At 42.0% G+C, this 22,174-nt stretch carries 19 protein-coding genes; 15 read left to right on the top strand and 4 right to left on the bottom strand.

The features are described 5' to 3' along the window. The first annotated feature begins 164 nt into the window (after window positions 1-164). From BP95_RS0118950 to BP95_RS30915, 5 genes are all read left to right on the top strand, one after another. Complete coding sequence (locus BP95_RS0118950; RefSeq protein ID WP_028533013.1) at window positions 165-497, top strand: YbjQ family protein; 333 nt, start codon at window positions 165-167, stop codon at window positions 495-497. Next, window positions 494-718 carry a hypothetical protein gene (locus tag BP95_RS0118945; RefSeq protein WP_036667284.1) on the top strand — a complete coding sequence of 75 codons (225 nt, stop codon included), beginning with the start codon at window positions 494-496 and terminating at the stop codon, window positions 716-718. Before BP95_RS0118950 ends, BP95_RS0118945 begins: the two co-directional genes overlap by 4 nt. Window positions 719-1,086: 368 nt before the next feature. Next, a complete protein-coding gene (locus BP95_RS30920; protein ID WP_051614140.1) occupies window positions 1,087-4,266 on the top strand; it encodes a glycoside hydrolase family 10-like protein in 3,180 nt (1,059 codons plus the stop codon). A 286-nt stretch (window positions 4,267-4,552) separates the two neighbouring features. Beyond that, window positions 4,553-5,173, top strand: a complete 621-nt coding sequence (locus BP95_RS0118935; RefSeq protein ID WP_021253806.1) for a 50S ribosomal protein L25 — start codon at window positions 4,553-4,555, stop codon at window positions 5,171-5,173. Between the two features lie 237 nt (window positions 5,174-5,410). After that, window positions 5,411-6,184 carry a M15 family metallopeptidase gene (locus BP95_RS30915; RefSeq protein WP_231515146.1) on the top strand — a complete coding sequence of 258 codons (774 nt, stop codon included), beginning with the start codon at window positions 5,411-5,413 and terminating at the stop codon, window positions 6,182-6,184. A 64-nt stretch (window positions 6,185-6,248) separates the two neighbouring features. Here the strand turns inward: BP95_RS30915 and BP95_RS33235 are convergent, their stop codons facing one another. Together BP95_RS33235 and BP95_RS0118920 are read right to left on the bottom strand one after the other, a co-directional pair. Then, on the bottom strand, window positions 6,249-6,368 hold the full coding sequence (locus tag BP95_RS33235) for a sporulation protein YjcZ (RefSeq protein ID WP_138186242.1): 120 nt from the start codon (window positions 6,366-6,368) through the stop codon (window positions 6,249-6,251). Between the two features lie 150 nt (window positions 6,369-6,518). Further along, entirely contained in the window at window positions 6,519-6,725 is a 207-nt protein-coding gene (locus BP95_RS0118920) for a DUF1657 domain-containing protein (RefSeq protein WP_021253804.1), read from the bottom strand. Window positions 6,726-6,888: 163 nt separating this feature from the next. Between BP95_RS0118920 and BP95_RS0118915 the strand changes: the two genes are divergently transcribed. The 9 genes from BP95_RS0118915 (at window position 6,889) to BP95_RS0118875 (ending at window position 17,842) form a co-directional block, all read left to right on the top strand. After that, window positions 6,889-7,752, top strand: coding sequence for a DUF421 domain-containing protein (locus tag BP95_RS0118915; RefSeq protein WP_021253803.1), 864 nt, complete (start codon window positions 6,889-6,891; stop codon window positions 7,750-7,752). Between the two features lie 31 nt (window positions 7,753-7,783). Then, entirely contained in the window at window positions 7,784-8,803 is a 1,020-nt protein-coding gene (gene spoVAD, locus BP95_RS0118910; protein ID WP_028533010.1) for a stage V sporulation protein AD, read from the top strand. A gap of 376 nt (window positions 8,804-9,179) precedes the next feature. Continuing rightward, the gene (locus tag BP95_RS0118905) at window positions 9,180-10,940 is read left to right on the top strand and encodes an ABC transporter substrate-binding protein (protein ID WP_021253801.1); all 1,761 of its coding nucleotides are present in this window, start codon (window positions 9,180-9,182) and stop codon (window positions 10,938-10,940) included. 243 nt (window positions 10,941-11,183) lie between these two features. Then, window positions 11,184-11,675 carry a ribonuclease domain-containing protein gene (locus tag BP95_RS0118900; RefSeq protein WP_021253800.1) on the top strand — a complete coding sequence of 164 codons (492 nt, stop codon included), beginning with the start codon at window positions 11,184-11,186 and terminating at the stop codon, window positions 11,673-11,675. After that, window positions 11,672-11,953 (top strand): barstar family protein, encoded by a 282-nt coding sequence (locus tag BP95_RS0118895; protein WP_021253799.1) that lies wholly within the window; start codon window positions 11,672-11,674, stop codon window positions 11,951-11,953. Before BP95_RS0118900 ends, BP95_RS0118895 begins: the two co-directional genes overlap by 4 nt. A gap of 745 nt (window positions 11,954-12,698) precedes the next feature. Then, on the top strand, window positions 12,699-14,636 hold the full coding sequence (locus BP95_RS0118890) for a B12-binding domain-containing radical SAM protein (protein WP_021253798.1): 1,938 nt from the start codon (window positions 12,699-12,701) through the stop codon (window positions 14,634-14,636). Between the two features lie 47 nt (window positions 14,637-14,683). Continuing rightward, on the top strand, window positions 14,684-15,943 hold the full coding sequence (locus BP95_RS30910; protein ID WP_021253797.1) for an MFS transporter: 1,260 nt from the start codon (window positions 14,684-14,686) through the stop codon (window positions 15,941-15,943). A 23-nt stretch (window positions 15,944-15,966) separates the two neighbouring features. Further along, window positions 15,967-17,262: a CapA family protein gene (locus BP95_RS0118880; RefSeq protein WP_028533009.1), complete on the top strand. Its 1,296-nt coding sequence runs from the start codon at window positions 15,967-15,969 to the stop codon at window positions 17,260-17,262. Between the two features lie 28 nt (window positions 17,263-17,290). Further along, window positions 17,291-17,842: a GNAT family N-acetyltransferase gene (locus BP95_RS0118875; RefSeq protein ID WP_021253795.1), complete on the top strand. Its 552-nt coding sequence runs from the start codon at window positions 17,291-17,293 to the stop codon at window positions 17,840-17,842. Window positions 17,843-17,982: 140 nt separating this feature from the next. Here BP95_RS0118875 and BP95_RS0118870 read toward each other — a convergent pair whose 3' ends face one another. After that, window positions 17,983-18,807, bottom strand: a complete 825-nt coding sequence (locus tag BP95_RS0118870; RefSeq protein WP_175460738.1) for an undecaprenyl-diphosphate phosphatase — start codon at window positions 18,805-18,807, stop codon at window positions 17,983-17,985. 486 nt (window positions 18,808-19,293) lie between these two features. Between BP95_RS0118870 and BP95_RS30905 the strand changes: the two genes are divergently transcribed. Beyond that, the gene (locus tag BP95_RS30905) at window positions 19,294-20,970 is read left to right on the top strand and encodes a M28 family peptidase (RefSeq protein WP_051614139.1); all 1,677 of its coding nucleotides are present in this window, start codon (window positions 19,294-19,296) and stop codon (window positions 20,968-20,970) included. A 43-nt stretch (window positions 20,971-21,013) separates the two neighbouring features. On the opposite strand, the gene BP95_RS0118860 is transcribed toward BP95_RS30905, so the two are convergent. Next, window positions 21,014-21,910 carry a hypothetical protein gene (locus BP95_RS0118860; protein ID WP_021253791.1) on the bottom strand — a complete coding sequence of 299 codons (897 nt, stop codon included), beginning with the start codon at window positions 21,908-21,910 and terminating at the stop codon, window positions 21,014-21,016. Window positions 21,911-22,174: the final 264 nt, after the last annotated feature.

Here is a 22,174-nt window from a genome sequence, read left to right as displayed (position 1 = left end):
ATCGATGAGATAGGGTCACTTATCTAATCATATAAACTTATTTATAAATTAAAATAAATAATGATGAAGATTGAACGCAAGTATCGTCTCAACCGTACTATAGATACATTTTGATTCATTATGGGTTTCCGTCTAGAAAAGGCGGTTGAGGAGGAGTATTGACGATGATTATCGTAACGACAGAGCAAGTGGCCAATTATGAAGTAAAGGAAGTACTCGGTACAGCATTCGGACTGACCGTTCGCGCACGAGGGTTGGGGAAAGATATCGCTGCTGCGTTTAAAGGACTGGTAGGAGGCGAGATCACTCAATATACGGAAATGCTAGAGGATGCACGGAAGCAAGCGCTGGATCGCTTAGTAGCGAACGCACAAGCGATGGGTGCAGATGCTGTCATTATGGTGCGTTTTGACTCTGGTGAAGTCGGAACCAATATGAGTGAAATTGTTGCATACGGCACGGCTGTAACGCTTCGGCCGAAGCGAGAAGTAAGATGATTACGTTTTTGATTGTTTATTTTTCATTGCAGCTGCTCTTTTTTATTGTGTTTCTTATCGTCTCGGCCTTCCGAGATCGCCGTCACCAAGCGAATGAACATGAACATGTGCCGGAAGGCTTCGAGAAGACTTCAGAAGTTAGTATCGATCCGTCAACAGGGAAAAAGGTAACGGTTTATTACAATCCGCGTACAGGACAGCGATGGTACCACGTGGAGTAACAATGGAAGGATGCAATCTACGAATGAACAATCTTGTTAACGTGGTTGCTTTCAATAGCCAGATACCTCGATACTCAAGTAATACCTTAGCGTTGGCTAGGCTGGTTCGTAAGTCGTAACGGTACTTATGAGTTAGCGCTGTCAGCTGCTGGGGTATTTTTTTCATTCTCAGCCACAGAGAACAGTGATATCGAATTACATCCCCAGTCCTATTCATTAGACAAAAGTATACTTTTGTCGCTATATACATTCGGTTTGAAATATTTTAAACTTAAAATGCTTCAAAGATTGAAATAAAATTTCATTCATCTAGAGCCGACATACGATGATGTTCTCATTACTCGATATCCAAAGGGAGGGAATTAACATTGTATTTTGCAAGGAACCGGGCTCGTATCTTACTCATGTCGATGATGTCGGTCGTGCTTATGTTCAGCACAATTGTAAACGCTTCCGCAATGAGTTCCTCTGATTTATCCTCTTCATCCTTATCGTCATCTGAAGCGCAGGCAGAACCGCTCGCATCAGGCAGTACGGCTTCATCCCAGATTATTGAAGACTTCGAGCAGCTTCAACAGCTGTCTGCAACCTCAGTAAGAGTAGTCCCTGGTTCTGTTAAGGCGGTTCTAACCTCACGACCGGAACCGGTACAACATGATGAACATGCAGTAAAGCTCACCTATGATTTCACGGAAACGACGGGAACATCAGCGGCTTATCTGAATTTCTTGAACGCATCTGGGGGAGTAGGGCGTGAGATAAAAGGATATCCATCTTCAATCGGAGTGTGGGTGTATGGGGATGGAAATAAGCACTGGCTGCGAGGTCAACTGCAGGATGCTGGCGGAGCGAAGCCCACGATTGACCTTACTACTAGCAGCGGGCTCAGCTGGAATGGCTGGAGGTACGTTACTGCGAGTTTGCCTACTAATCTTGTTCAGCCTATCAAATTGAATCAGCTCTATGTGGTAGAAACGAATGATCGGAATAAAAATAGCGGCGCTATTTATTTTGATAGCCTGCGAGCTATTTATGGATCGACAAATATATATGAGCTAACGATGATCGGCTTGCCTCCTTTGCAGGTAGGAGAAACAAAACGGGTTCAGGTGTTAGCGACTTCTGCTGGTGAAGCAGAACAAGTAGATGTGACGAAGGAAGCCGTACTTATCAGTGATGATCCTTCCATTGTCGCTGTAAATCCAGACAATTCACTTACTGCTGTGGCCGAAGGGCGCACAAGACTAACGGCTCGCTACATGCAAGCACCAGAATCCGTAGTTGATGTAGTCGTCAGCCAAGCCGCTCCAGTCATTCAGCAGTTGAACTTGTATGGAGCACCAGCTATGGAGATAGGTGAGCGCGTGAAGACCCATACATTGGCGCGATATGAAGGTGCTGCGAAGCCTGTATCCATGCTGGAAGGAGTTAGCTACAATAGCAGCAATCCGGAGGTTGCTTCCATTGATGCAGCTGGTATGGTCACTGCACAAGCGAACGGAACGACTGTTATGCGGGCGGTATATGGCGAATTCTCCTCCGCTTATGAATTGAAGGTATCCGTGCCTCAGCCGAAGCTGGAACGACTTGAGCTGACCGGCTTGCATGCAATGACTATCGGTGAGTCGCTGCAAGGGAAGGTGACAGCATACTATTCCGATGGCTCTTCCTCAGAAGTATCGACAGGCGTTGTGTTTAAATCCAGTCAGCCGCACAATGCAACGATAGATGCTAGCGGGAACGTCATGGCTCTTCAAGTAGGCATTAGCTCCATAACTGCTGCTTACGGAGGCAAGACTGCTGATTTCACACTTGTCGTGAACAAGGATACAATCCTGCCTAAGCGGCAATTGCGAGCGGGTTGGATTGCTTCCGTCGTCAATATTGATTGGCCGCGTGAAGGCGTAGTTACGGAAAGAGAGCAGAAGCAAGACTTTGTTAATCTTCTCAATGAATTAGAAACAGCAGGCATGAATGCTATTGTGATGCAAATTAAACCGACTGCAGATGCCTTCTATCCGTCTAAATATGCACCTTGGTCGGAGTGGCTCACTGGCGTACAGGGCAAGGATCCTGGCTATAACCCGCTTCAATTCATGATTGATGAAGCACACAAGCGCAATATGGAATTCCACGCATGGTTCAATCCGTATCGTGTAAGTATGCAGCCAGATATCAACAAGTTAGTTCCCGACCATCCTGCAAGATTGCATCCAGATTGGGTAGTTTCTTATGGCGGCAAGCTCTACTTCAATCCAGGGGTGCCGGAAGCGAAGCGATTCGTAATGGACAGCATCATGGAGGTCGTCAACAATTATGACATTGACGCGGTTCATTTCGACGATTACTTCTATCCGTATAAGGTAGATGGGGTAGAGTTCCCTGATCGCGCGACCTACCAGCAGTATGGAGCTGGTTTCTCCGATATTACGGACTGGAGACGCAATAATGTGAATACCTTCATTGAGGAATTGTCCAAAGAAATGAAGCAGGCGAAGCCTCATATGAAATTCGGCATCAGCCCATTCGGCGTATGGCGCAACAAAGCGACAGATCCGACAGGCTCGGATACAACAGCTGGGGTTCAGAATTATGATGACCTCTATGCAGATACACGCTTGTGGATTCAAAAGGGATGGATTGATTACATTACGCCACAGATTTACTGGTATTTTGGCTTTACTCCTGCAGCCTTCGAGAAGCTTGTGGATTGGTGGGTGAAGGAAACAGAAGGAACACATACACAGCTCTATGTTGGTCACGCCGATTACAAGGTGAATGATCCGAACACGCCAGCCTGGCTCAATCCCGATGAGCTTCCAAATCAATTGAAATACCTGCTCAACTTCGATACGGTAAAGGGGAGCATGCATTTCAGCACCGTCGATATTCTCAATAATCCGCTTGGGTTGAAGGATCGACTAAGCGGGGACAGTTACCGGTATAAAGCCCTTGTGCCAGAGATGCCGTGGCTTCCAGCTAATACTCCATCTGTACCGAAGCTTACAACTGCACATGTCACCGATAAAGGAGTTCACCTGTCATGGGAGGACGTTACGAACAGCTCGGCTGCTTACTATGTGATCTATCGGGCAGAGGGCGGCGAGTCGATTAATGTCAATGATCCGAAGCAAATCGTGAAGACGATACGTAAAATAAACGGCGCATATCAATTTCACCTTGATACGACAGGTGAGCTAGGCAAACAATATACGTATGCGGTTACGGCGGCTGACCGTCTGCACAACGAGAGTGCGCCTAGCCAATCCAAATGGATCTGGAATGAACCGCTTGTCTCAATTGAGTTGAAGGGCGATACGAATATGACAGCGGGGAAACAACAGCAACTGAAGGTGTTCGGAGTTGGCAAGAGTGGGAATCGAGTGGAGTTGACGAATGATCTTCGCTTCACATCCAATCAGCCTTCGGTGTTGTCCATTAACGAGGCAGGCATGGTGAAGGCGAATAAATCGGGTACCGCTGTTGTGACCGTAAAGTATGGAAGTTTCTTGCAGAGCATAATGCAAATTAAAGTGTCACAGAAGTAGTTGGACATATCACAGCACGATATTCGTTACAGCATATTCAGTGGAAATAGAAGCATACGAGAGCCAGTGCCAGTGTTCCTTGCGAATGCTGGCATTGTTTATGTGAAATGACAGAAAAGGAGTTGCGATCAGGATATATCTCTATTTTCAGAAAATTTGCGAAAAAATTCTGAAAAGTTGTTTCAAATAAGATTAATGAGGTTAATAATAGACATGTCCTGCAACACACATCGCAGGACGTCACTCTGGTGAAGTGAGAGGATTGCTACAAGGAGGCAGTTTCAATATGAACGCACAAGGCAAAACTTATCAACTGAAAGCAGAGAGAAGAACGGACTTTACTCGCTCTTCCCTTCGTGAATTACGTCAGAAAGGCCGGATCCCGGGCGTCGTATACGGTGCGGATATCGAGAGTACTGCATTGCATGTCGATTCAAGAGACTTCGTCAAGCTTGCACATGTTGGCCGGACAGAAGTGTTCCAACTGCAGGTGGAAGGCATGAAGCCAGTCCAAGCGCTGATCAAAGACGTTGTCAAACAAGATGGTGCTTATACGCATGTAGATTTCCAACAGGTATCTGCAAATCACCCAATACGTATTCATGTGCCAATAGAATATATCGGTACACCTGCTGGGGTCAAAAAAGGCGGTATCTTGCAAACGCAAGAAACAAGTTTGGAAATCGAAGGTCTGCCCGCACATCTTCCTTCTGTGATTCAAGTGGATATTTCCCATTTGGGCATAGGTGGTAAGATGTTGGTGGAAGACGTGCAAATTCCAGAACATATCCATCTCTTGTCCCATAAGAATGAGCTATTGGTTTCCATTGTTACACAGCGGGGCATTGAAGAGGCAGGGGATGAAGAATCAGAAGCGGCAGCAGCACCGGCTTCTGTCGAAGCATAGCACTTTATTTCATTTAACTAAATTAAATATAAACAGAATGAAGAGTCTGCCAAGTGCGAATGGACGAGCACACAGCAGGCTCTTTTTTCATGCATACAACTGCTAATTGGCTCACATGAATCATGTCTCATCGATCCATACTAACGATAGGCGATGGGGGGTGATGGATTGCGATTTGCACGAGTAATGTCCATGCTGTTATTGATTCCATTATGCAGCAGCTGCAGGATACAAGGGATGGAACACCCAAGATATGAAGTGACAGTGACTGAGACACAGATGAACGCTCTTCATCCAAGACAAGCAATCGATGTTGTCGCGATGCAACTGGATGATTTGAAGTCATTCCAGCATACGATGTTGAAGATGCATCAGATCCCAAGTGAACTTAATGTCAAAATGGATAAGGCTAGAATCGGCAGTATCGGGATCCTCGTTAATAAATTTCACGAACTCCCTCTTGATTACCGGCCAGATGATCTGGTTTATCCAAACGCACCCTTTATTTTTGACGAGCGGGTAGATAAGCGCAAATTGCGCAAGGAAGCAGCTAGAGCTCTGGAGCAGCTAATCGCTGGTGCTAGACAAGACGGTATTTATTTGGCAGGTGTATCTGCGTTCCGATCTCATGCTGCTCAGACGGCCATATATCATAGCAATGTACGGCGTTATGGCAAGAAAAATGCGGAGTTGTATTGTGCGGAACCGGGGCATAGCGAACATAAGACAGGGCTCGCCGTAGACCTCACGCGCAGCGATGGAAGATGTGCAGCGGAAGCTTGCTTCGCGGACATGAAAGAGGCTAAATGGCTGCAGAATCATGCACATGAATATGGGTATATTGTTCGGTATCCAAAAGGAAAAGAGCACATTACAGGATATCAATACGAGCCATGGCACATCCGTTATGTTGGGAAGAAATTGTCCGCTCTATTGACAGCACAGGGGATCACGTTGGAAGAATATTATGATTCATCTTATCCGTATTGGTCTGCTCCGGAGAATGGATAACGACGTCGATGGCAAAAGGAAAAACCACCCAAGCAATGCCTGGGTGGTCGCCTGGGCGCAGCTCTTAGAACAAGAAAGAACGGCTTACGATTACGAGCAAAATGAAAAGTACCAAGATAACGCCAGTACTTGTAAAGCCAAATCCACCGAAGCCACAGCTTCCACAGCCTCTTACATCAGACATGTTCAAATCCCCTTTCGTTTGGTAATGATGTATTACCGTATAAGTGTATGAAGGAAACGGTGTAGGTGATTGGACGTTTGACGGGTTGCATCACGTCTGTTATGTAAATAAGCCATGCATTTCATGCATGGCTTGTATGTTCTGCTAGGATTAGAAGCCTTTATATTGAGGCTCCTCCGTTTCTAATTGCTGCACTCGGTTTTCCACTTGGTCGACGATCTGCTGCGTTTGCTCTGCGGCATTCGTATATAATTGCTTTGCTTCTTGATTCTGAGTGGCCAATGCGAAAGACTCCAAGTCAGCTTGTACACCTTTTAGCGAAGCTAAGCATGTTTTCACTTGAGATCCAACTGTCATGCTGTACACCTCCCTTCCTCCTCCGAACTACAGAGGATAATTTGTCCCGAAAGAGGAACAGCCATACCTCCAATAATTAAATTAACTCACTTCATAAAATCATGAGCATCTACAAATAATGACGTAGTGGAATGGAACTTTTTCTTATCAAGGAGGATGTATGATGCCACTTTGGCTGGAAATCACGCTTCGAACTTTGGTTGCGGTCGTTGTCTTGTTCCTGATAACGAAGATGTTAGGGAAGCGACAAGTTACTCAATTATCCGTATTTGAATACATAACCGGCATCACGATCGGAAGCCTTGCTGCGTATGTTTCCTTGGATTTGGAGGACAATTGGTATCTTGGGATTGTGTCGCTGGGTGTGTGGGCTTCAGTATCATTCGGGATCGAATTCTTGCAATTGAAGAGCAAGACGATGCGGGATTGGATTGACGGCAAATCTACAGTTCTCATCAAGAATGGTAAAATTCTTGAAGACAACTTAAAAAAGGAACGCCTGACCTCTGATGAATTGATGCTGAAGCTTCGCATGAAGGATGTATTCAAGGTAGCTGATGTGGAATTCGCGATGATGGAATCAAGTGGTGACGTAAGTGTTTTGCTCAAAAGTGAAAATATGCCCTTTACTCCAAAACATCTAGGGATTAAGGTCGCACCTGAGTATGAACCGCAAGTGGTTATTATGGACGGGCAGGTTATGGAGCAGCCGCTTGCAACGATTGGCCGCGATAAAAAGTGGCTGAGCGAGCAGCTGACTTCGCTTGGTGTAAAGGCGGTTCAGGATGTATATTTTGGCCAAGTAGATAGCTTCGGGGAGCTGTATGTTGATCTCTTCAACGATCAAATTAAAGTTACGATTCCGCAGAAGCGGGCTAATACGTTAGCAACGATGAAAAAGTGCGAAGCTGATCTGGAAATGTTCTGTCTATCAACGGAAGATGAGAAAGCAAAACAAATGTATGGACAGTGCTCTCGCACGTTGCAGCACATTATTGAGAAGGTACGACCATTACTCATCCAATAATCGAAGGTATGCGATAAAGTGAGGTGGCTTCATGCTAGTAGGTAAGCAATCTTGGAAATTCGAGCGAGCTCCTTATATTATAGGCACTTCAGCCATCGTTGGGCCTGAGGAAGGGCAGGGGCCGCTTGCCGCTGATTATGACCTTATCCACGAACAGCTTGATATTTACGAGACGAGCTGGGAGAAGGCAGAACGCAAGCTTCTTGAACAAGCAACAAGTCTTGCGATCACCAAGGCGAACGTCAACACGAACCATATCGAATATTTTATTGGCGGGGACTTGATGAACCAAATTACGAGTAACAGCTTCGCGGCTCGAACTCTGTCTGTTCCCTATATTGGCGTATTCGGTGCGTGCTCAACTTCCATGGAATCACTTGCGCTTGCAGCGATGATTATTGATTCCGGGAATGCGCATTATGCTCTTGCAGGAACATGCAGTCATAACTGCACAGCGGAGAAGCAATTCCGTTACCCTACGGAGTACGGTTCCCAGAAACCGCCTACGGCACAATTCACCGTAACCGGGGCAGGCGCTGCAGTATTGTGCAATCGCGGTAGTGGGCCGCGGGTAACCAGCGCTACAATTGGGAAGGTAATTGACTTAGGTATAACCGATCCGTTCAACATGGGGGCGGCTATGGCTCCAGCCGCAGTGGATACCTTGCGGGCGCATTTTACTGACACCGGGAGAGAGGCAAGCTATTACGACATGATCGTAACCGGGGATTTGTCTGCCGTGGGCCATCCTATCGCTTCAGACTTATTGAGGCAGTCCGGGGTATCGATGGAGGATACCGTATTCGATGATTGCGGCTTAATGATATTTGACCGCAACAAGCAAGCCGTACAAGCTGGAGGGAGCGGCTGCGGCTGCTCTGCTGTTGTCACCTATGGGCACTTGATGAAGCGGATGATTCGAGGACAATTGAAACGAATGTTAATTGTGGCCACCGGTTCACTGCTGTCGCCACTCTCATATCAACAAGGTGAGAGCATACCATGTATTGCTCATGCCGTATCCATTGAGATGGATTCGGAAGGTGAGTAAGAAGATAATATCACAACAAAAAATTACTATTATGGATCTTGTGTAACAAGATCCCTTTTTATGTAATAATGTATTTTGTTTTCAGACATATGGTTAATTATTCATATGTCTTCCGTGGGAATATCGATCTGTATGAAAATCCTCTCCACGACTACTCCTGCAAGAAAATCTAAAAAACTACTTTACAAAATAAAATAGATAAAGTAGTATAGTGAGAAATATTGAGATGCCTATTTATGGTAAGTGGATATATATGCAAAAAATCATTTGGAGAATAATCGGAAATCTCGTTTTTTTGCTGCTGCTTCCATGTTTAAAATAGTGCATAAAAAACATCACATCATTGGATTTATTCCAGAAATAGGGGGAGTTTTGTATGAAGAAGAAGTGGAGTTTGTTCTTGAGTACGCTTCTTGCTGTATCGATCGCGTTGTCCGCGTGCGGCAGCGACAAAGCGAAGGAACCAGAGAAGAATGCACAATCGAATGAGCAGGGTTCTGGCCAAGAAGAGAAGAAAGATGATGCGGCAGGGGAAGGCGAAATCGTCTCTGAGGGTGTCATTAAGGCCGCAGATCCTTCCAAGTCTCCAGAATTGGCCAACAACCGTAAAGATATGGTGATTCTCGGTATTACAGCTCCTAAGGGTATTTTCAACCCGATTTACTCGGAGACTTCATATGATGCTTATTTAGTGCGTTCCTTGTTCAAGGGGATGCTGGAGTATGATAAAGACGGTACATTGAAGAAAGCATTGGCGGATGACTATCAAGTGTCTCCTGACAATCTGAAATATACATTCAAGCTGAAGGAAGGCTTGAAGTTTAGTGACGGTACGCCTCTTACAGCAGAAGACGTAGCGTTTACATTAACAATATTACATGATAAGTCTTACGATGGACCATCTGATATCGTGAAGAATGCACATATTAAGGGTGGACAAGAATACCGCGACGGTAAAGTATCTTCCATTGAAGGTATCAAGGTAATCGATCCGTTGACGATTGAATTCACGACTACAGAAGTAAGCGCGTTAGCACTTTCCACAATCGGTGGTGTGGAAATCATGCCTAAGGCTTACTATGGCAAGGATTACAAGCAAGGTGACCTGGGCTACATGCACGATTTGTTCACGAAGCCAGTTGGCGCAGGCCCTTACAAGTTGGATAAGTTCGTAGCTGGACAAGAAGCTCAGCTTACGGCAAATGAGAACTACTACTTGGGCAAGCCTAAGGTAGAGAAGCTGATCTATAAATTTACAACAGCCGAGACTAACGTTCAATTGCTGCAAACGGGTGAAACGGACATGGATGAACCTACAGTATCCAAAGACCAAGTTGAGCAATTGAAGGAAATGGGCTTCTTGGATACCACCTTGTACCGTACAAATGGCTACGGCTACATCGCTTTCAACCATAAGTTGGATAAGTTCAAGGACAAGCGTGTACGTCAAGCGTTGGCATACGGCTTGAACCGTCAAGAAATCGTAGATGCGGTATTCCAAGGCTATGCAGATCCTATCGACGTTCCACAATCCAAGCAATCCTGGTCTTACACAGATGATGTAACGAAGTACAACTTCGATCTGGAGAAGGCTAAGCAATTGCTTGACGAAGCTGGATGGAAAGTTGGCGCTGACGGCAAGCGTGAGAAGAATGGCGAGAAGTTCGTCATTCACTTCACGGCTTCTACTCCTAGTGAAGTCAATGATGCAATTATTCCAATTGCACAGAAGAATTATGGCGATCTGGGCATTGAATTCATTGCTGACCAAATGGAATTCAACGCGGTTATCGACAAGCGTAAGAAGGGCGACTTCGACATGCTGTTCATGGCATGGTCCTTAACACCAGATCCGCAATCTTCTGAAAATGTATTCACAACGAAGGGCCACCAGAACGACATCGGATACAGTAATCCGAAGGTCGATGAGTTGTTTATTCAATCCAATTCGACGCTTGATGTTGAGAAGCGTAAAGAAATCTTCCATTCTATTTATAAAGAGTTGAACGAAGATCTTCCTTACATCTACATGTACCAACGTCGAGATATGTACGCAACGAACGCACGCGTTCAAGGCTTCGATATGTCGCCTTACCGTGATTTCTCGTACTCGCTTCCTAACATTCAAATTCAATAATCGAGCAGGATGATGTTCTCGGAAAGTCCAGCAATTTGCTGGACTTTCTTTTTTAATTTGGTAAATAGACATGCCTTCTGTTCGCTTACATGAAAAATATCTACACATTAACCTTGTCCAAATCTCTACTTCGATATCGTTACATAATAAGAATTAAGAGAATTTTATTCTCATTGCTCATTCATGTTACAATAGTGCCTGATCACACTAGCTGTAAGATAGACATATGGAGGGAATTATACGTTGAGATGGATGAAATCGCTGTTCGTCCTGTTCCTTACCTTGATGGTACTGGCAGGGTGCGGCACGACACAGATTGATAGTGAGAAGAAGGTTGCGACAGATCGCCCTTCGACAACAGTAGAGACTAACGAACCTGCCCAATCGAAGCCCCTTACAGATTTCGAGGAAGTGGCGAGTTATATACGGAAGAATCATTCTCTGCCTGATAATTTCATCACGAAAAAGGATGCAGAGAAGCTGGGCTGGAATGCGAAGGAAGGCAATCTAAATGAAGTAGCTCCAGGAAAGAGCATTGGTGGAGACATCTTCCGCAATCGAGAAGGCAAGCTGCCGAAGAAGAAGGGGCGCATCTGGTATGAAGCAGATATAAACTACTCCAAGGGATTCCGTGGGAAAGATCGTCTTCTCTTCTCAAATGACGGGCTGATCTATAAAACAGAGGATCATTATGATACATTCCAGCAGATGAAAGGGAAGGATGGAGAGCGATGACCAGACAAATTATTGAATTGGATGGACGACTCTTAACCTCGATTACGAAGCTGCATGATGTTCTTAGCGAGGTATTAGAATTGCCTAATTACTATGGACGGAATTTGGATGCGTTATGGGATTGTTTGACTGAATCTCAGTCACTTCCACTCACGATTCGTTGGACGCATTACGAGGCAAGTAAACGACAACTCGGTAACTACTGCGACGAGCTACAGCAGTTGTTTGAAGATGCCAAAGTCGAATTGGATGACTTCTATTTTGAGATTAGCAGCTAGAAAAAGTAAGTTAATAATGTATTAATAGACAGTGAAAAAAGAGTTTAATAAGATAGGTCATTACATTAGGATTAACTCCATAGTGTGAGGTAAATCAATACACCTTCAAGAAGTCGCTCTTATTATCGTAAAATATGAGTGATACCCTTGTAGGTGTTTTTGCGTTGCTAATGGTGAGCTGCTCTGTGGACGTGAAGAATTTACTTTCACTCGATATATGACTAATGTGTTTACTCCTTCTCAATCAATGTTATTTTAATTTTTATTTAAACTTTTTTCCTTCTCTATTTCATTTCTACTGTGAAAAATTGATGTTGTATCTGTTCAGTATAGCTATTTTATTCAAATGAAACGTTGAATTGTGTTCTAGTATGGGGGATAATGAATAATGGAAAATATTGTTGACTAAAAAAGAAGAAATTGGTATATTAGTAAATGTGAACGTTAACATTTCAAATACAAGGAGGTGGACTATATGAAAGAAATTATCATCGAAGGAACAGCAATTGAAGGACAAAAGTTTAACTATCATTGGCCAGATTGATATGTATATTTTATATAAAGAAGGTGTTGCTGTTTAGCAACATCTTCTTTATATATGTTTCTATTAGATATAAATCAAGAAAATACCAATATACATAGTTGGTGTAATTGAGGCTTGTTGTTAAAATGGATGCCTTAATCGTGAGTATATAGTTGAATCTGTATGATTGTACTAATTCGTATTTTCATGTTGGAGGGCTAAATGATCAGTGATAGAGACATTCTGCTTATCTTTCCGCCGTTAACTGAAGCTAGATTTTTTCCTTATTTAAGTCTTCCTATGCTAACTTCTTATTTGCGTAAAAATGGGGTTTCTGTAGTTCAAGAGGATTTAAATATTAAACTAAGTCAAAAACTAGCTTCATATAAATCAATTCTTGAATATAGAGACATAATTATTAGTAAAGTCGGCGATAAATCGAGGATAGCGATAGAAATTAGAAGGCACATGTGTGATTTTATGTTATCAAACTATGAGGCTATATACGGTTATATATTCGAAAAGAATGAAGATAAAAGGAGTAAGCATCTGAAAGGATATGAGTTAGACTTTGTAAGAAAAATAATTGAGATGATTCTAGAAGGATCGTTGTTAAAAAAGGAATTTTGTTCTTTTGATGATATAGATAATGAAGTTATTAAATTTAATGCTTTTATGATCAATGATATTTCTGGAAGAGAATTTTTGTCTGACATAAAAGAAATTATTAAGAATGGCAATTATCAAATAGTAGGAATCTCTGTGGCCTTCTATAGTCAAGTGTTTCCTAGTCTGATAGCTGCAAAAATAATTAAGAGTATATGTCCAACCGTAAAGATAATATTTGGGGGGCCTCAAATAACTCTTTTTCATGAAAAAATGATTAATTTGAAGTGCATAAAAAAGTATATTGATTATTTGGGAATTGGTGATGGAGAAGAGACGCTGTTAATGCTACATAAATATCTAAATGGCGAAGAAGTTTACTCCAATATTCCGAATATTATTGACACAAGTATTTCTAAGGTAAAGCAAAAGCTACATGTTTCAAATTTACACATAAACGAAAAGCCAATTCTAGACTTTGATGGTTTGCCGATCAGGAACTACATGTCACATGGAATGCAATTAGGGGTTATTTCATGTGCTGGTTGTTCGTGGGGTAGGTGTACTTTTTGCTCATATGGAAATAGATCAAGAAGTACTCGCAATTACCAGCAGAAAAGAATTGGCCAAATTGCAGATGAGTTTGAATTTTTGATTGGGAGATATGGTATAAAACGTATAAATTTTGTTGATGAGAATACTAATATCAAATTAATTATGAAAGCAATGAAAAGGCTGAAAGAACGTGGTTATAAAGCTGAATTTAGCATACGTTGTAGGCTTGAAGATACGTTTCTAGATAAAGAACTGTGCTTTGAGTTGAAAGATCTGGGCTGTACCCAACTGTCAGTAGGATATGAAACGTTTTCTCAAAGAGTTTTAGATATTATTGATAAAGGGGTAACATCAGCAAACTTTCAACAAATCGTTGATAATATCTATGATGCTGAATTAGAGCTGAGATTAAATATAATAGGCGGTTTGCCCACAGAGACAGAAGAAGAGGCTAAAGAATCGTTACATTTTTTGAAAAAAAATGAGAACAAATTGGGTATTGATGTAATTCAAATGTTAGTAGCAGAACCACGATCATTCTTAACAGAGAGAGAAGAAACGGCAAGTGTTGGATTAGAAATTAAAAAAAATAGTAACATTCTTATAGGTAATAAGGTAATTAATTACGGCATGGGAAGAATGGGATATGAAATAGAGTATAAAGAAGGAGCCAATTATGAGGAGAGGAAAAAGTGGATGATGCAAATCTTGCATCAAGTTAAACCAGCTTTAAATACAGAGATTCAAAAGAAAAATGAGACAACTGATAGTACCGGAAAATATAATACAAGGTTACTTCCATGGGTCAAATGTATAAGTGTAATTGAAGAGGAACGGGAAATAACGTATATAGTAAATTTGTTGTTTGAAAAAATATATTTATTCCCAGAAACGCTGTTATTAAATAATGATAATATCGAGCCTAAATCAAGTGATAATGAAGAAGATGCATATCAATTACTACAGCAATTCATTGAGATTGGGTTAGCAGAATGTTAGTTTAATTTCATGATTTTCATTAAAAACAATAAAAGGAATCTATATTTATGACTTCAAAAAAAAATATCGAAGTGCTAAAGGGATTGTGGGGACATTATTCATTTAGACAACTTTGGATCGGTCAAACTATTTCGGTTTTAGGTTCTCAAATCTCTTACATTGCAATTCCACTAATAGCAGTAATATTGTTAGATGCAAATGCTTTCCAAATGGGTTTGCTCACAGCTTCCTCTACAGCACCATACTTTCTTATTGGGTTATTTGCTGGAGTTTGGATAGATCGGATTAAGAGAGTTCCAATATTAATTAATATGAATCTTATTACAGCGTTTTTCCTTTTACTCATTCCTCTGTTTAACTGGCTTAATGTGATGAATATTTGGATTTTGTGTGCGATTTCTTTTTTTACAGCATCTTGTTCAATGGTATTTCAATTTGCATACACCTCAGTATTACCATCAATTATTAACAAAAATGACTTAACTGAGGGTAATAGCAAGCTGGAGATTTCTAGAGCGATGACACAGTTTGTTGGCCCAAGTATTGCAGGTGTAATTATTCATGTTTTATCAGCGCCTATTTCTCTCTTTATAAATATTATTACATATCTTGTATCTATATTCTTTTTTAAAAGAATTAATATAGATGAAAAGGAACCTACGGCAACTAAAAACACGATCCTCAAGCAGATAAGACAAGGGTTTCACCATATATTTACTAATCCATTTTTAAGAACGATTTCTTTGTCCACGGCAATTTTGAACTTTTCTCGATGTGCATTTGATGCTGTTTACATGCTCTATGTCGTGACTGTGTTTTCTATAGACGCTAGCATTTTAGGTATAATATTTGGAGTAGGCAGTTTAGGGGCATTATTAGGGGCTTTTACTGCTAATAAACTCGTTAAAAAGATAGGAACTGGAAACACTATTCTCATTTCCACCGTAATTGTAGGGGTAGGATTCTTAATTGTTGCTATAGTAACAAAATATATAATTGTAAACATAGCAATATTATCTATATCACAATTCTTTATATCTATGGGTAATACTGTGTTTTTTATTAGTCAAGTGAGTATTAGACAAGCGGTTACGCCAAATGAAATTATGGGACGAGTTAACGCTACTCAGGTGTTTATAAGTCGAGGAGCTGTTCCAATTGGAGCATTACTTGGAGGACTCAGTGGGATGTTATTTGGATTGCGCGAAACCATTATGGCTGCAGGGTGTTTATCTTTGGGAGCTGTATTTCTTTTAGTAATGTCTCCTGTGAAAGGAGTTAGGCAAACAAGCGATATAGAAATTTGAAAAATGTAGAAGGAATGATTTTCTTGAGTAATTCAATTACGTTTACGGCAACTGGGGATAGTTTGATTGCGCGGAGGTTGCCTAGTGGTGATGTTAGTATGGATAATATAAAATCCATTATTCAACTAGGGGATGTTCGATTCACTAATTTAGAAACAACGGTACAAAGTACAGAATCCTTTCCCTCGGCTGTAAGTGGGGGAACTTGGAGTTCAGCATCCCCAGAAATGTTTTGTGATTTACTAGGCTATGGATTTAATTTGGTAGCTTGGGCCAATAATCATACGCTTGATTTTTCTTATGGAGGATTAAGGTCTACTGAACAGTTATTAAACAAGTATGGGATTGTACACGCTGGTGCAGGCAATAATTTGGCAAGTGCAAGTGAACCAAGATATTTGGAGACGAATAATAATCGAGTTGCGTTAATCGCAACAACGTCTAATTTTGATCGTACTTGGATTGCAGGAGAACAAAGAAGAGACATGATTGGTAGACCAGGTATCAATCCGATGAGATTGAATACGATATATACGATTAATGCAACACATATGAAACAATTAAAAGAAATTGCTGAGAACTGTAAAATAAATTCAGCTTATCAAATTCTTACGAATAAAGGCTATATGAAAGAACATCCCGATTGTTGGTTTCCATTTGGTGAGTATATTTTCCAAGAAGGGGATAGTGAGTCAACGATCATAAAAATAGATCCCCGTGATGAAAATAGAATCGTCAATTCAATTCGTGAAGCTAAGAGGCAATCAGATTATGTTGTTTTAAGCATTCACACACACCAACCGAATTCTGATGATTTAGAAGAACCAGCAGATTTCATAGTTAATTTTGCGAGAAAATGTATAGATGAAGGAGCACACGCAATTATCTGCCATGGACCACATATTGTACGGGGGATAGAGATTTACAAAAACCGACCTATATTTTATAGCTTAGGTAATTTTATATTTCAAAATGAATCAATAACCTCTCAGCCATCAGATTTTTATGATAAGTTTGGATTAGGTCACGAACATAATATTGCGGATGTTTTTGATAAAAAGGAAGAGATCGGGCTAAATGGGCTATCGAGAGACTATAAAGTTTGGCAATCTCTAATACCATATTGGAAAATGGAAAATGGAGAGTTACGCGAATTGGCATTGTATCCTATTGATCTTGGTTTTGAAAAACCAAGATATAAAAGAGGATGGCCTGAACTAACCTCTAATATGGAGGTTTTACATAATGTAGCTCAACTTTCTAGAAAATTTGGGGTTGAAATTGAAATTATGGATGGAGTAGGAAAGATTCACTGGTGAATTACTTACGATGGAGGTTTTTGTGTGTATGTCTGTAATAATAGGTGAAAAGGTGATATTACGTGAATATCAACAAGCAGATATTGAATATATTTTGAATTGGGTGAATGATCCTGAAATAACTTCTACCTTAGGATCATCTTTTATATATCCCAAGACACGAAATTCAACAGAAAAATTTTTAAATACAATTATGGATGGAAAAGCAGAAATAAGAGGTTTTGTAATAGCCGATATTAATACGTTTGAATATATAGGACAAATTGATTTATTTGATTTTGATTGGTATAGTCGATCTGTTTCATTACAAATTGTTATAGGGAGAAAAAAACTACATAGGAAAGGATATGGATCCGAGGCTTTACGATTACTACGGGACTTTTGCTTTAATACACTAAACATGAATCGAATCGAACTTGAAGTTTATAGTTTCAATAGAGCCGCATATAATTGCTACGTAAAATGTGGTTTTAAAGAAGAGGGGATACTTAGAGAGAAAGTATATAGGGATGGCAAGTACTATGACAGTGTAATTATGAGTATACTTAAGTCAGAATGTTTAAGGTCTAATTATTGTTAGGTAAACATAATATAAATCACTTTTTTAGAAAACCAGTCGCCAACTGATTTTAGGCGACTGGTTTTCTAAAAAATTATGAATATTTTTACTGACTAATCTTGCAGTCATTTTTGTCTCTTTTGTGTTGTGGAATGTATTCTTTACAAGAAGAAAAAATAAATGACGGCTGCCAATACGATGCGATAGATAGCAAATGGTACGAGTTTCACTCGATTAATCAGCTTCAAGAAGAAGCGGATAGAGATGAGAGCGAATAGGAATGCGCTAATGAAGCCGACGATGAAGAACGGCAGCGCATCCATGGAGAAATCCTTCCAATGCTTCAGCAGGGATAATCCGCTCGCTCCAGCCATGACAGGTACGGCCATAATGAATGTAAAATCAGCAGCCGCACGGTGACTCATCCCCAGCAGTACCCCGCCTGATATCGTAGAGCCAGAACGGGAGAATCCTGGCCATAGACCAAGACATTGGAACAAGCCGATGCCAAATGCTTGTTTGTATGTTACCTGATCCACCGTCTTTGCCGTTGGCTTCGCAGGGCGGAACCAGTCTGCTGCGATCATGAGCACTGCTCCGAGCACAAGGCCGATCAACACAGTCTGGATGGAAAATAAGTATTGATCAATATACTTTTCGAACAGTAATCCAAGCACTGCTGCTGGGATTAATCCAACGAGCACTTGTGTGAGCTTCAATCTGGAATGTCCCGCTCTACCTAGCTCTGGATCAATTGGAGCGCGCTTCAACCCAAGCAGCTGGAAAAAACGATCCCAAAACACAACGACAACCGCAAGGATGGAGCCAAGCTGGATCACGACCTTGAACATATTCGCCATTTGAGGGCTAAATATCTCTTTTGAATGAAGCATAAAGTCATCCACTAGAATCATATGCCCGGTCGAAGAGACCGGAGCAAACTCAGTCAGGCCTTCTACCACGCCTAAAATAAATCCAACAAACATGTCCCACCAATTCAACGATAGTCACTCTCCTATGTAAGGCCTGTAAAATAGAATGTGCAATAGCACAGATTGTATTATATAGCGATCTTGCACATTGTGGTAGTGCTAGTTTACATAATATATAGTGTGTTAACAAATGATTTACATACAAATAGTACGGGAGTTAGCGCCAATCGAAAAATCATCTAGTATAGTATACAAATCCCGAACCATCAATTTGGGAAGCTCTGTCCAGCGGGGATAAAGGATTCTTTATCCATGAATAAAATAACTTCTTCGGTCGACGATACATAATCCGTGTCTGTATTGCTACGTTCAGTGCTATGTTCAAATATCAGATCAACAACGATTTTTTAATGATTTGAAGTAGTTCGCGCTCAGATTTATGTCTTGTACTTATAAGGGAGGTCATATATGATAACTCTATCTAAATAGGTAAATTATTCCTATATCTAGAAATAAAAGATGATTAGGAGGTAGTCGATTGTGGGGAAGACGGTCAGAGTGCACCAGACGCACATGACAAGATGGAGTGCGCTTGGTATCGCTGCCATCTGTATCATGCTTGTTCTCGCAACACTATGGTCAGAACAGCCGCCGGCGCCAAAAGGAGAGAATGCGCCGATCGAACAATTTTCAGCGGAAAGAGCTATGAAGCATGTGAGTGCCATCGCACAGCTGCCGCATCCATCAGGTTCGCTTGAGAATGAAAGGGTTCGAACCTATTTAGTTGAGCAAATGGAGTTATTAGGGCTACAGCCAATTGTGAACACGTATCCATGGACAGGGCAATTTAATGGCATTTCCGAGTCGTTCGAGCTGCACAATATCATTGGAGTACATAAGGGAACCAAGCCGGGAAAAGCATTGATGCTGACCGCTCATTATGATTCTACACCATTTGGCCCAGGGGCTAATGACGACGCGGTTGGAGTTGCAGCACTCTTGGAGACGGCACGCATTCTACAGGCCAGTCCGTCGATGGATCGGGACATTTGGTTCGTGCTGACCGATGGGGAAGAGAAAGGATTGCTTGGTGCAGAGGCATTCTGGTTTGACAATAAAGTTCGTGAACAGATCGGCCTTGTCGTGAATTTCGAGGCAAGAGGTTCGAGAGGACCGTCAATCATGTTCCAAACGAGTCGAGATAATGGTAAGCTGATTTCTGAATTTGCCTCTTTCGCGGTGTCTCCAGTCAGCACTTCTCTGTTAGGCGACTTGTATCGGACGATGCCGAATGAGACGGATTTGACCGTCTCACTAAATGCAGGCATACCAGGGCTGAATTTCGGATATATCGACGGCTGGGACAAATACCATTCCGAACAAGATACGCCCGATAATGTCTCAATGGCTACATTTCAGCACCATGGTGAGAATGCACTTGCAGCGGCGAAGCAGTTCGGAAGTATGGATTTGGAGCAATTGAATGGTTCCGATAGGGTCTATTTTAACTGGTTCACGATGCTCCTTCATTATCCTGCTTCCTGGACGATACCGATGTCTATCCTGATTGGAATTGGATGGCTATTCTGCCTCGCGGTGTTATTCAAGAAGAGAACGATTACGTTGAAGGGAATGGCACTCAGCTTCTTGCTTACACTTGGAAGTATCATAACATCTGTTGTGATTGCTTACTTGGTGTTTGTAGGGATTATGTATATTGGAAGTTCAGTGGCGGGGATGCCACTTGAATCGGCTTCCATTCCGGCTCAGGTCAATCTTGCTTTTGTACTGATCGCGCTACTTGTTCATCTCGTAATCACGCGTCTGACTCGGCATAGGGTCAACGTCTTGGAAATGATTCTAACCGGAATGTTGTTCTACTTCCTGCTTCTAATCGTTGTGTTAGGGCTTATCCCTGGAGCAAGCTACCTATTCCTGTTCCCGCTTCTTATTCACTGCAGCATCATCGGGTGTACACTGCATAAGCGCAATCCGGTTATAGTCTTGCAGCGGCCATGGGTGAGCCTTGTATTCGCGCTTGCTCCATTGACGCTGACAACAAGTTTATTTCATGTGCTATATACGGGAATGCCGCTTCAGATTACGGTATTCACCACGGTTCTGTGCGTGTTAATATTGACCTTGCTGCAGCCGCTTATGACGAGTCTAACGATGGTTCGGGGAAGCCGTTCCGCGAAAATTGTGGATAGCAAATAAGTAAAACAGAGCCCATGTATGCATCATGGGCTCTGCTCGTGTATTATTCGGTTTGCTTGGAGTCGCGACAGTGCCATAATAGTTTCATCACATCAACCCGCTCATACGAGCACCATTGCTCCCATTGCTTGATTGCGCCTTCTAATCCACCGACCTGTGGCTGCACTGTTGTAATTGCACGGTTGAAGCGGGAACTGAATGGAATGAACGAGAGCGGCGAACCGGCGGTGATATGAATTTGGTTCCACCTTTTATGGGTAGTCGTAGTTGTACCATCCGTATCGGCCACATCCATTTCAAATACCGTAAATGAGTGGATATCTCCCTGCTTGCTGAGCATAGACATCGCTGGTGCGGTAATTTCGTTCATACTGTGCGTATAGTTTTGTATAGCGTCAGGCTGTACCGAGATATATTCAACATAGAATGCACATTCTGGCGGCAAGTTCGACTCAGCTCCGATTACACAGCTAGGGATAAGGTGAGCCGATACGGTTCGGCTGTGTGAGCGGTGCTGGTCAGTCATGCAAGGATCGACATCCTTTACATACGTCTGTTCCAGAGCCGTAAAATCCGCAGCACTCATGTCCGGAGAAAGCTTATAAATGAAAAGATTGCTCCATTGCGTTTTGTTCGTTCGTCCTTGTACAACGAGAGAGGTGCGGAATCCCCATGCCTCTACCAAATCTCCATGCGAAATCATGTGCTGTAGAAGAGCTTCGTATCGTCGTTCCCAATCCGGAATTGCATTTGTCTGTACCGTTCGTAAAACGTACTTCGCTTGATGCTTTGTCATTGGTTCTGGGGGAGGAAATTCGAAACAATTGCGATTTGCAGGTGTAATCCGAAAGCTTCTACGTATCCAGAGTATAGATGCACAAGCAATAATAATGACGAGGAGCATTACCGTTCCCAAACTTGACATGATGATTGTAAGCATAAGTTGTAGTCCTCTCTATTGTTCATTTACAACCCTAATGAAGTTGCTTGCTTTGTTTTTCTCCCAGGCTTTCTTCGAGCGAACGTGAAGAATTTCATTGATCAACGTACATCACAATCTGTAGCTACAACATCTAATTGTAGCGAACCTTTAAGCTAACAACATCAATCGCAGGAAGGATATTGATTCCATCTGACGATGTAATCTTACGCGGGCAAGAAAGAAGATGTTCATGATGCTCATGTAAAATGGGGATCGGAACAG

It is taken from the genome of Paenibacillus sp. UNC217MF (assembly GCF_000686865.1).
GTDB lineage: Bacteria > Bacillota > Bacilli > Paenibacillales > Paenibacillaceae > Paenibacillus_B > Paenibacillus_B suaedae.
The sequence above is the reverse complement of the archived record's forward strand: the minus strand, read 5'-3'. Positions and strand labels throughout refer to the sequence as shown.

What these genes read in the sequence shown, in the direction of transcription:
- BP95_RS0118950 (WP_028533013.1), top strand. Translation starts at nt 165, where the DNA reads ATGATTATCGTAACGACAGAGCAAGTGGCCAATTATGAAGTAAAGGAA.
- BP95_RS0118945 (WP_036667284.1), top strand. Translation starts at nt 494, where the DNA reads ATGATTACGTTTTTGATTGTTTATTTTTCATTGCAGCTGCTCTTTTTT.
- BP95_RS0118935 (WP_021253806.1), top strand. Translation starts at nt 4,553, where the DNA reads ATGAACGCACAAGGCAAAACTTATCAACTGAAAGCAGAGAGAAGAACG.
- BP95_RS30915 (WP_231515146.1), top strand. Translation starts at nt 5,411, where the DNA reads ATGGAACACCCAAGATATGAAGTGACAGTGACTGAGACACAGATGAAC.
- BP95_RS33235 (WP_138186242.1), bottom strand. Translation starts at nt 6,368, where the DNA reads ATGTCTGATGTAAGAGGCTGTGGAAGCTGTGGCTTCGGTGGATTTGGC.
- BP95_RS0118920 (WP_021253804.1), bottom strand. Translation starts at nt 6,725, where the DNA reads ATGACAGTTGGATCTCAAGTGAAAACATGCTTAGCTTCGCTAAAAGGT.
- BP95_RS0118915 (WP_021253803.1), top strand. Translation starts at nt 6,889, where the DNA reads ATGCCACTTTGGCTGGAAATCACGCTTCGAACTTTGGTTGCGGTCGTT.
- spoVAD (WP_028533010.1), top strand. Translation starts at nt 7,784, where the DNA reads ATGCTAGTAGGTAAGCAATCTTGGAAATTCGAGCGAGCTCCTTATATT.
- BP95_RS0118905 (WP_021253801.1), top strand. Translation starts at nt 9,180, where the DNA reads ATGAAGAAGAAGTGGAGTTTGTTCTTGAGTACGCTTCTTGCTGTATCG.
- BP95_RS0118895 (WP_021253799.1), top strand. Translation starts at nt 11,672, where the DNA reads ATGACCAGACAAATTATTGAATTGGATGGACGACTCTTAACCTCGATT.
- BP95_RS0118890 (WP_021253798.1), top strand. Translation starts at nt 12,699, where the DNA reads ATGATCAGTGATAGAGACATTCTGCTTATCTTTCCGCCGTTAACTGAA.
- BP95_RS30910 (WP_021253797.1), top strand. Translation starts at nt 14,684, where the DNA reads ATGACTTCAAAAAAAAATATCGAAGTGCTAAAGGGATTGTGGGGACAT.
- BP95_RS0118875 (WP_021253795.1), top strand. Translation starts at nt 17,291, where the DNA reads ATGTCTGTAATAATAGGTGAAAAGGTGATATTACGTGAATATCAACAA.
- BP95_RS0118870 (WP_175460738.1), bottom strand. Translation starts at nt 18,807, where the DNA reads ATGTTTGTTGGATTTATTTTAGGCGTGGTAGAAGGCCTGACTGAGTTT.
- BP95_RS0118860 (WP_021253791.1), bottom strand. Translation starts at nt 21,910, where the DNA reads ATGCTTACAATCATCATGTCAAGTTTGGGAACGGTAATGCTCCTCGTC.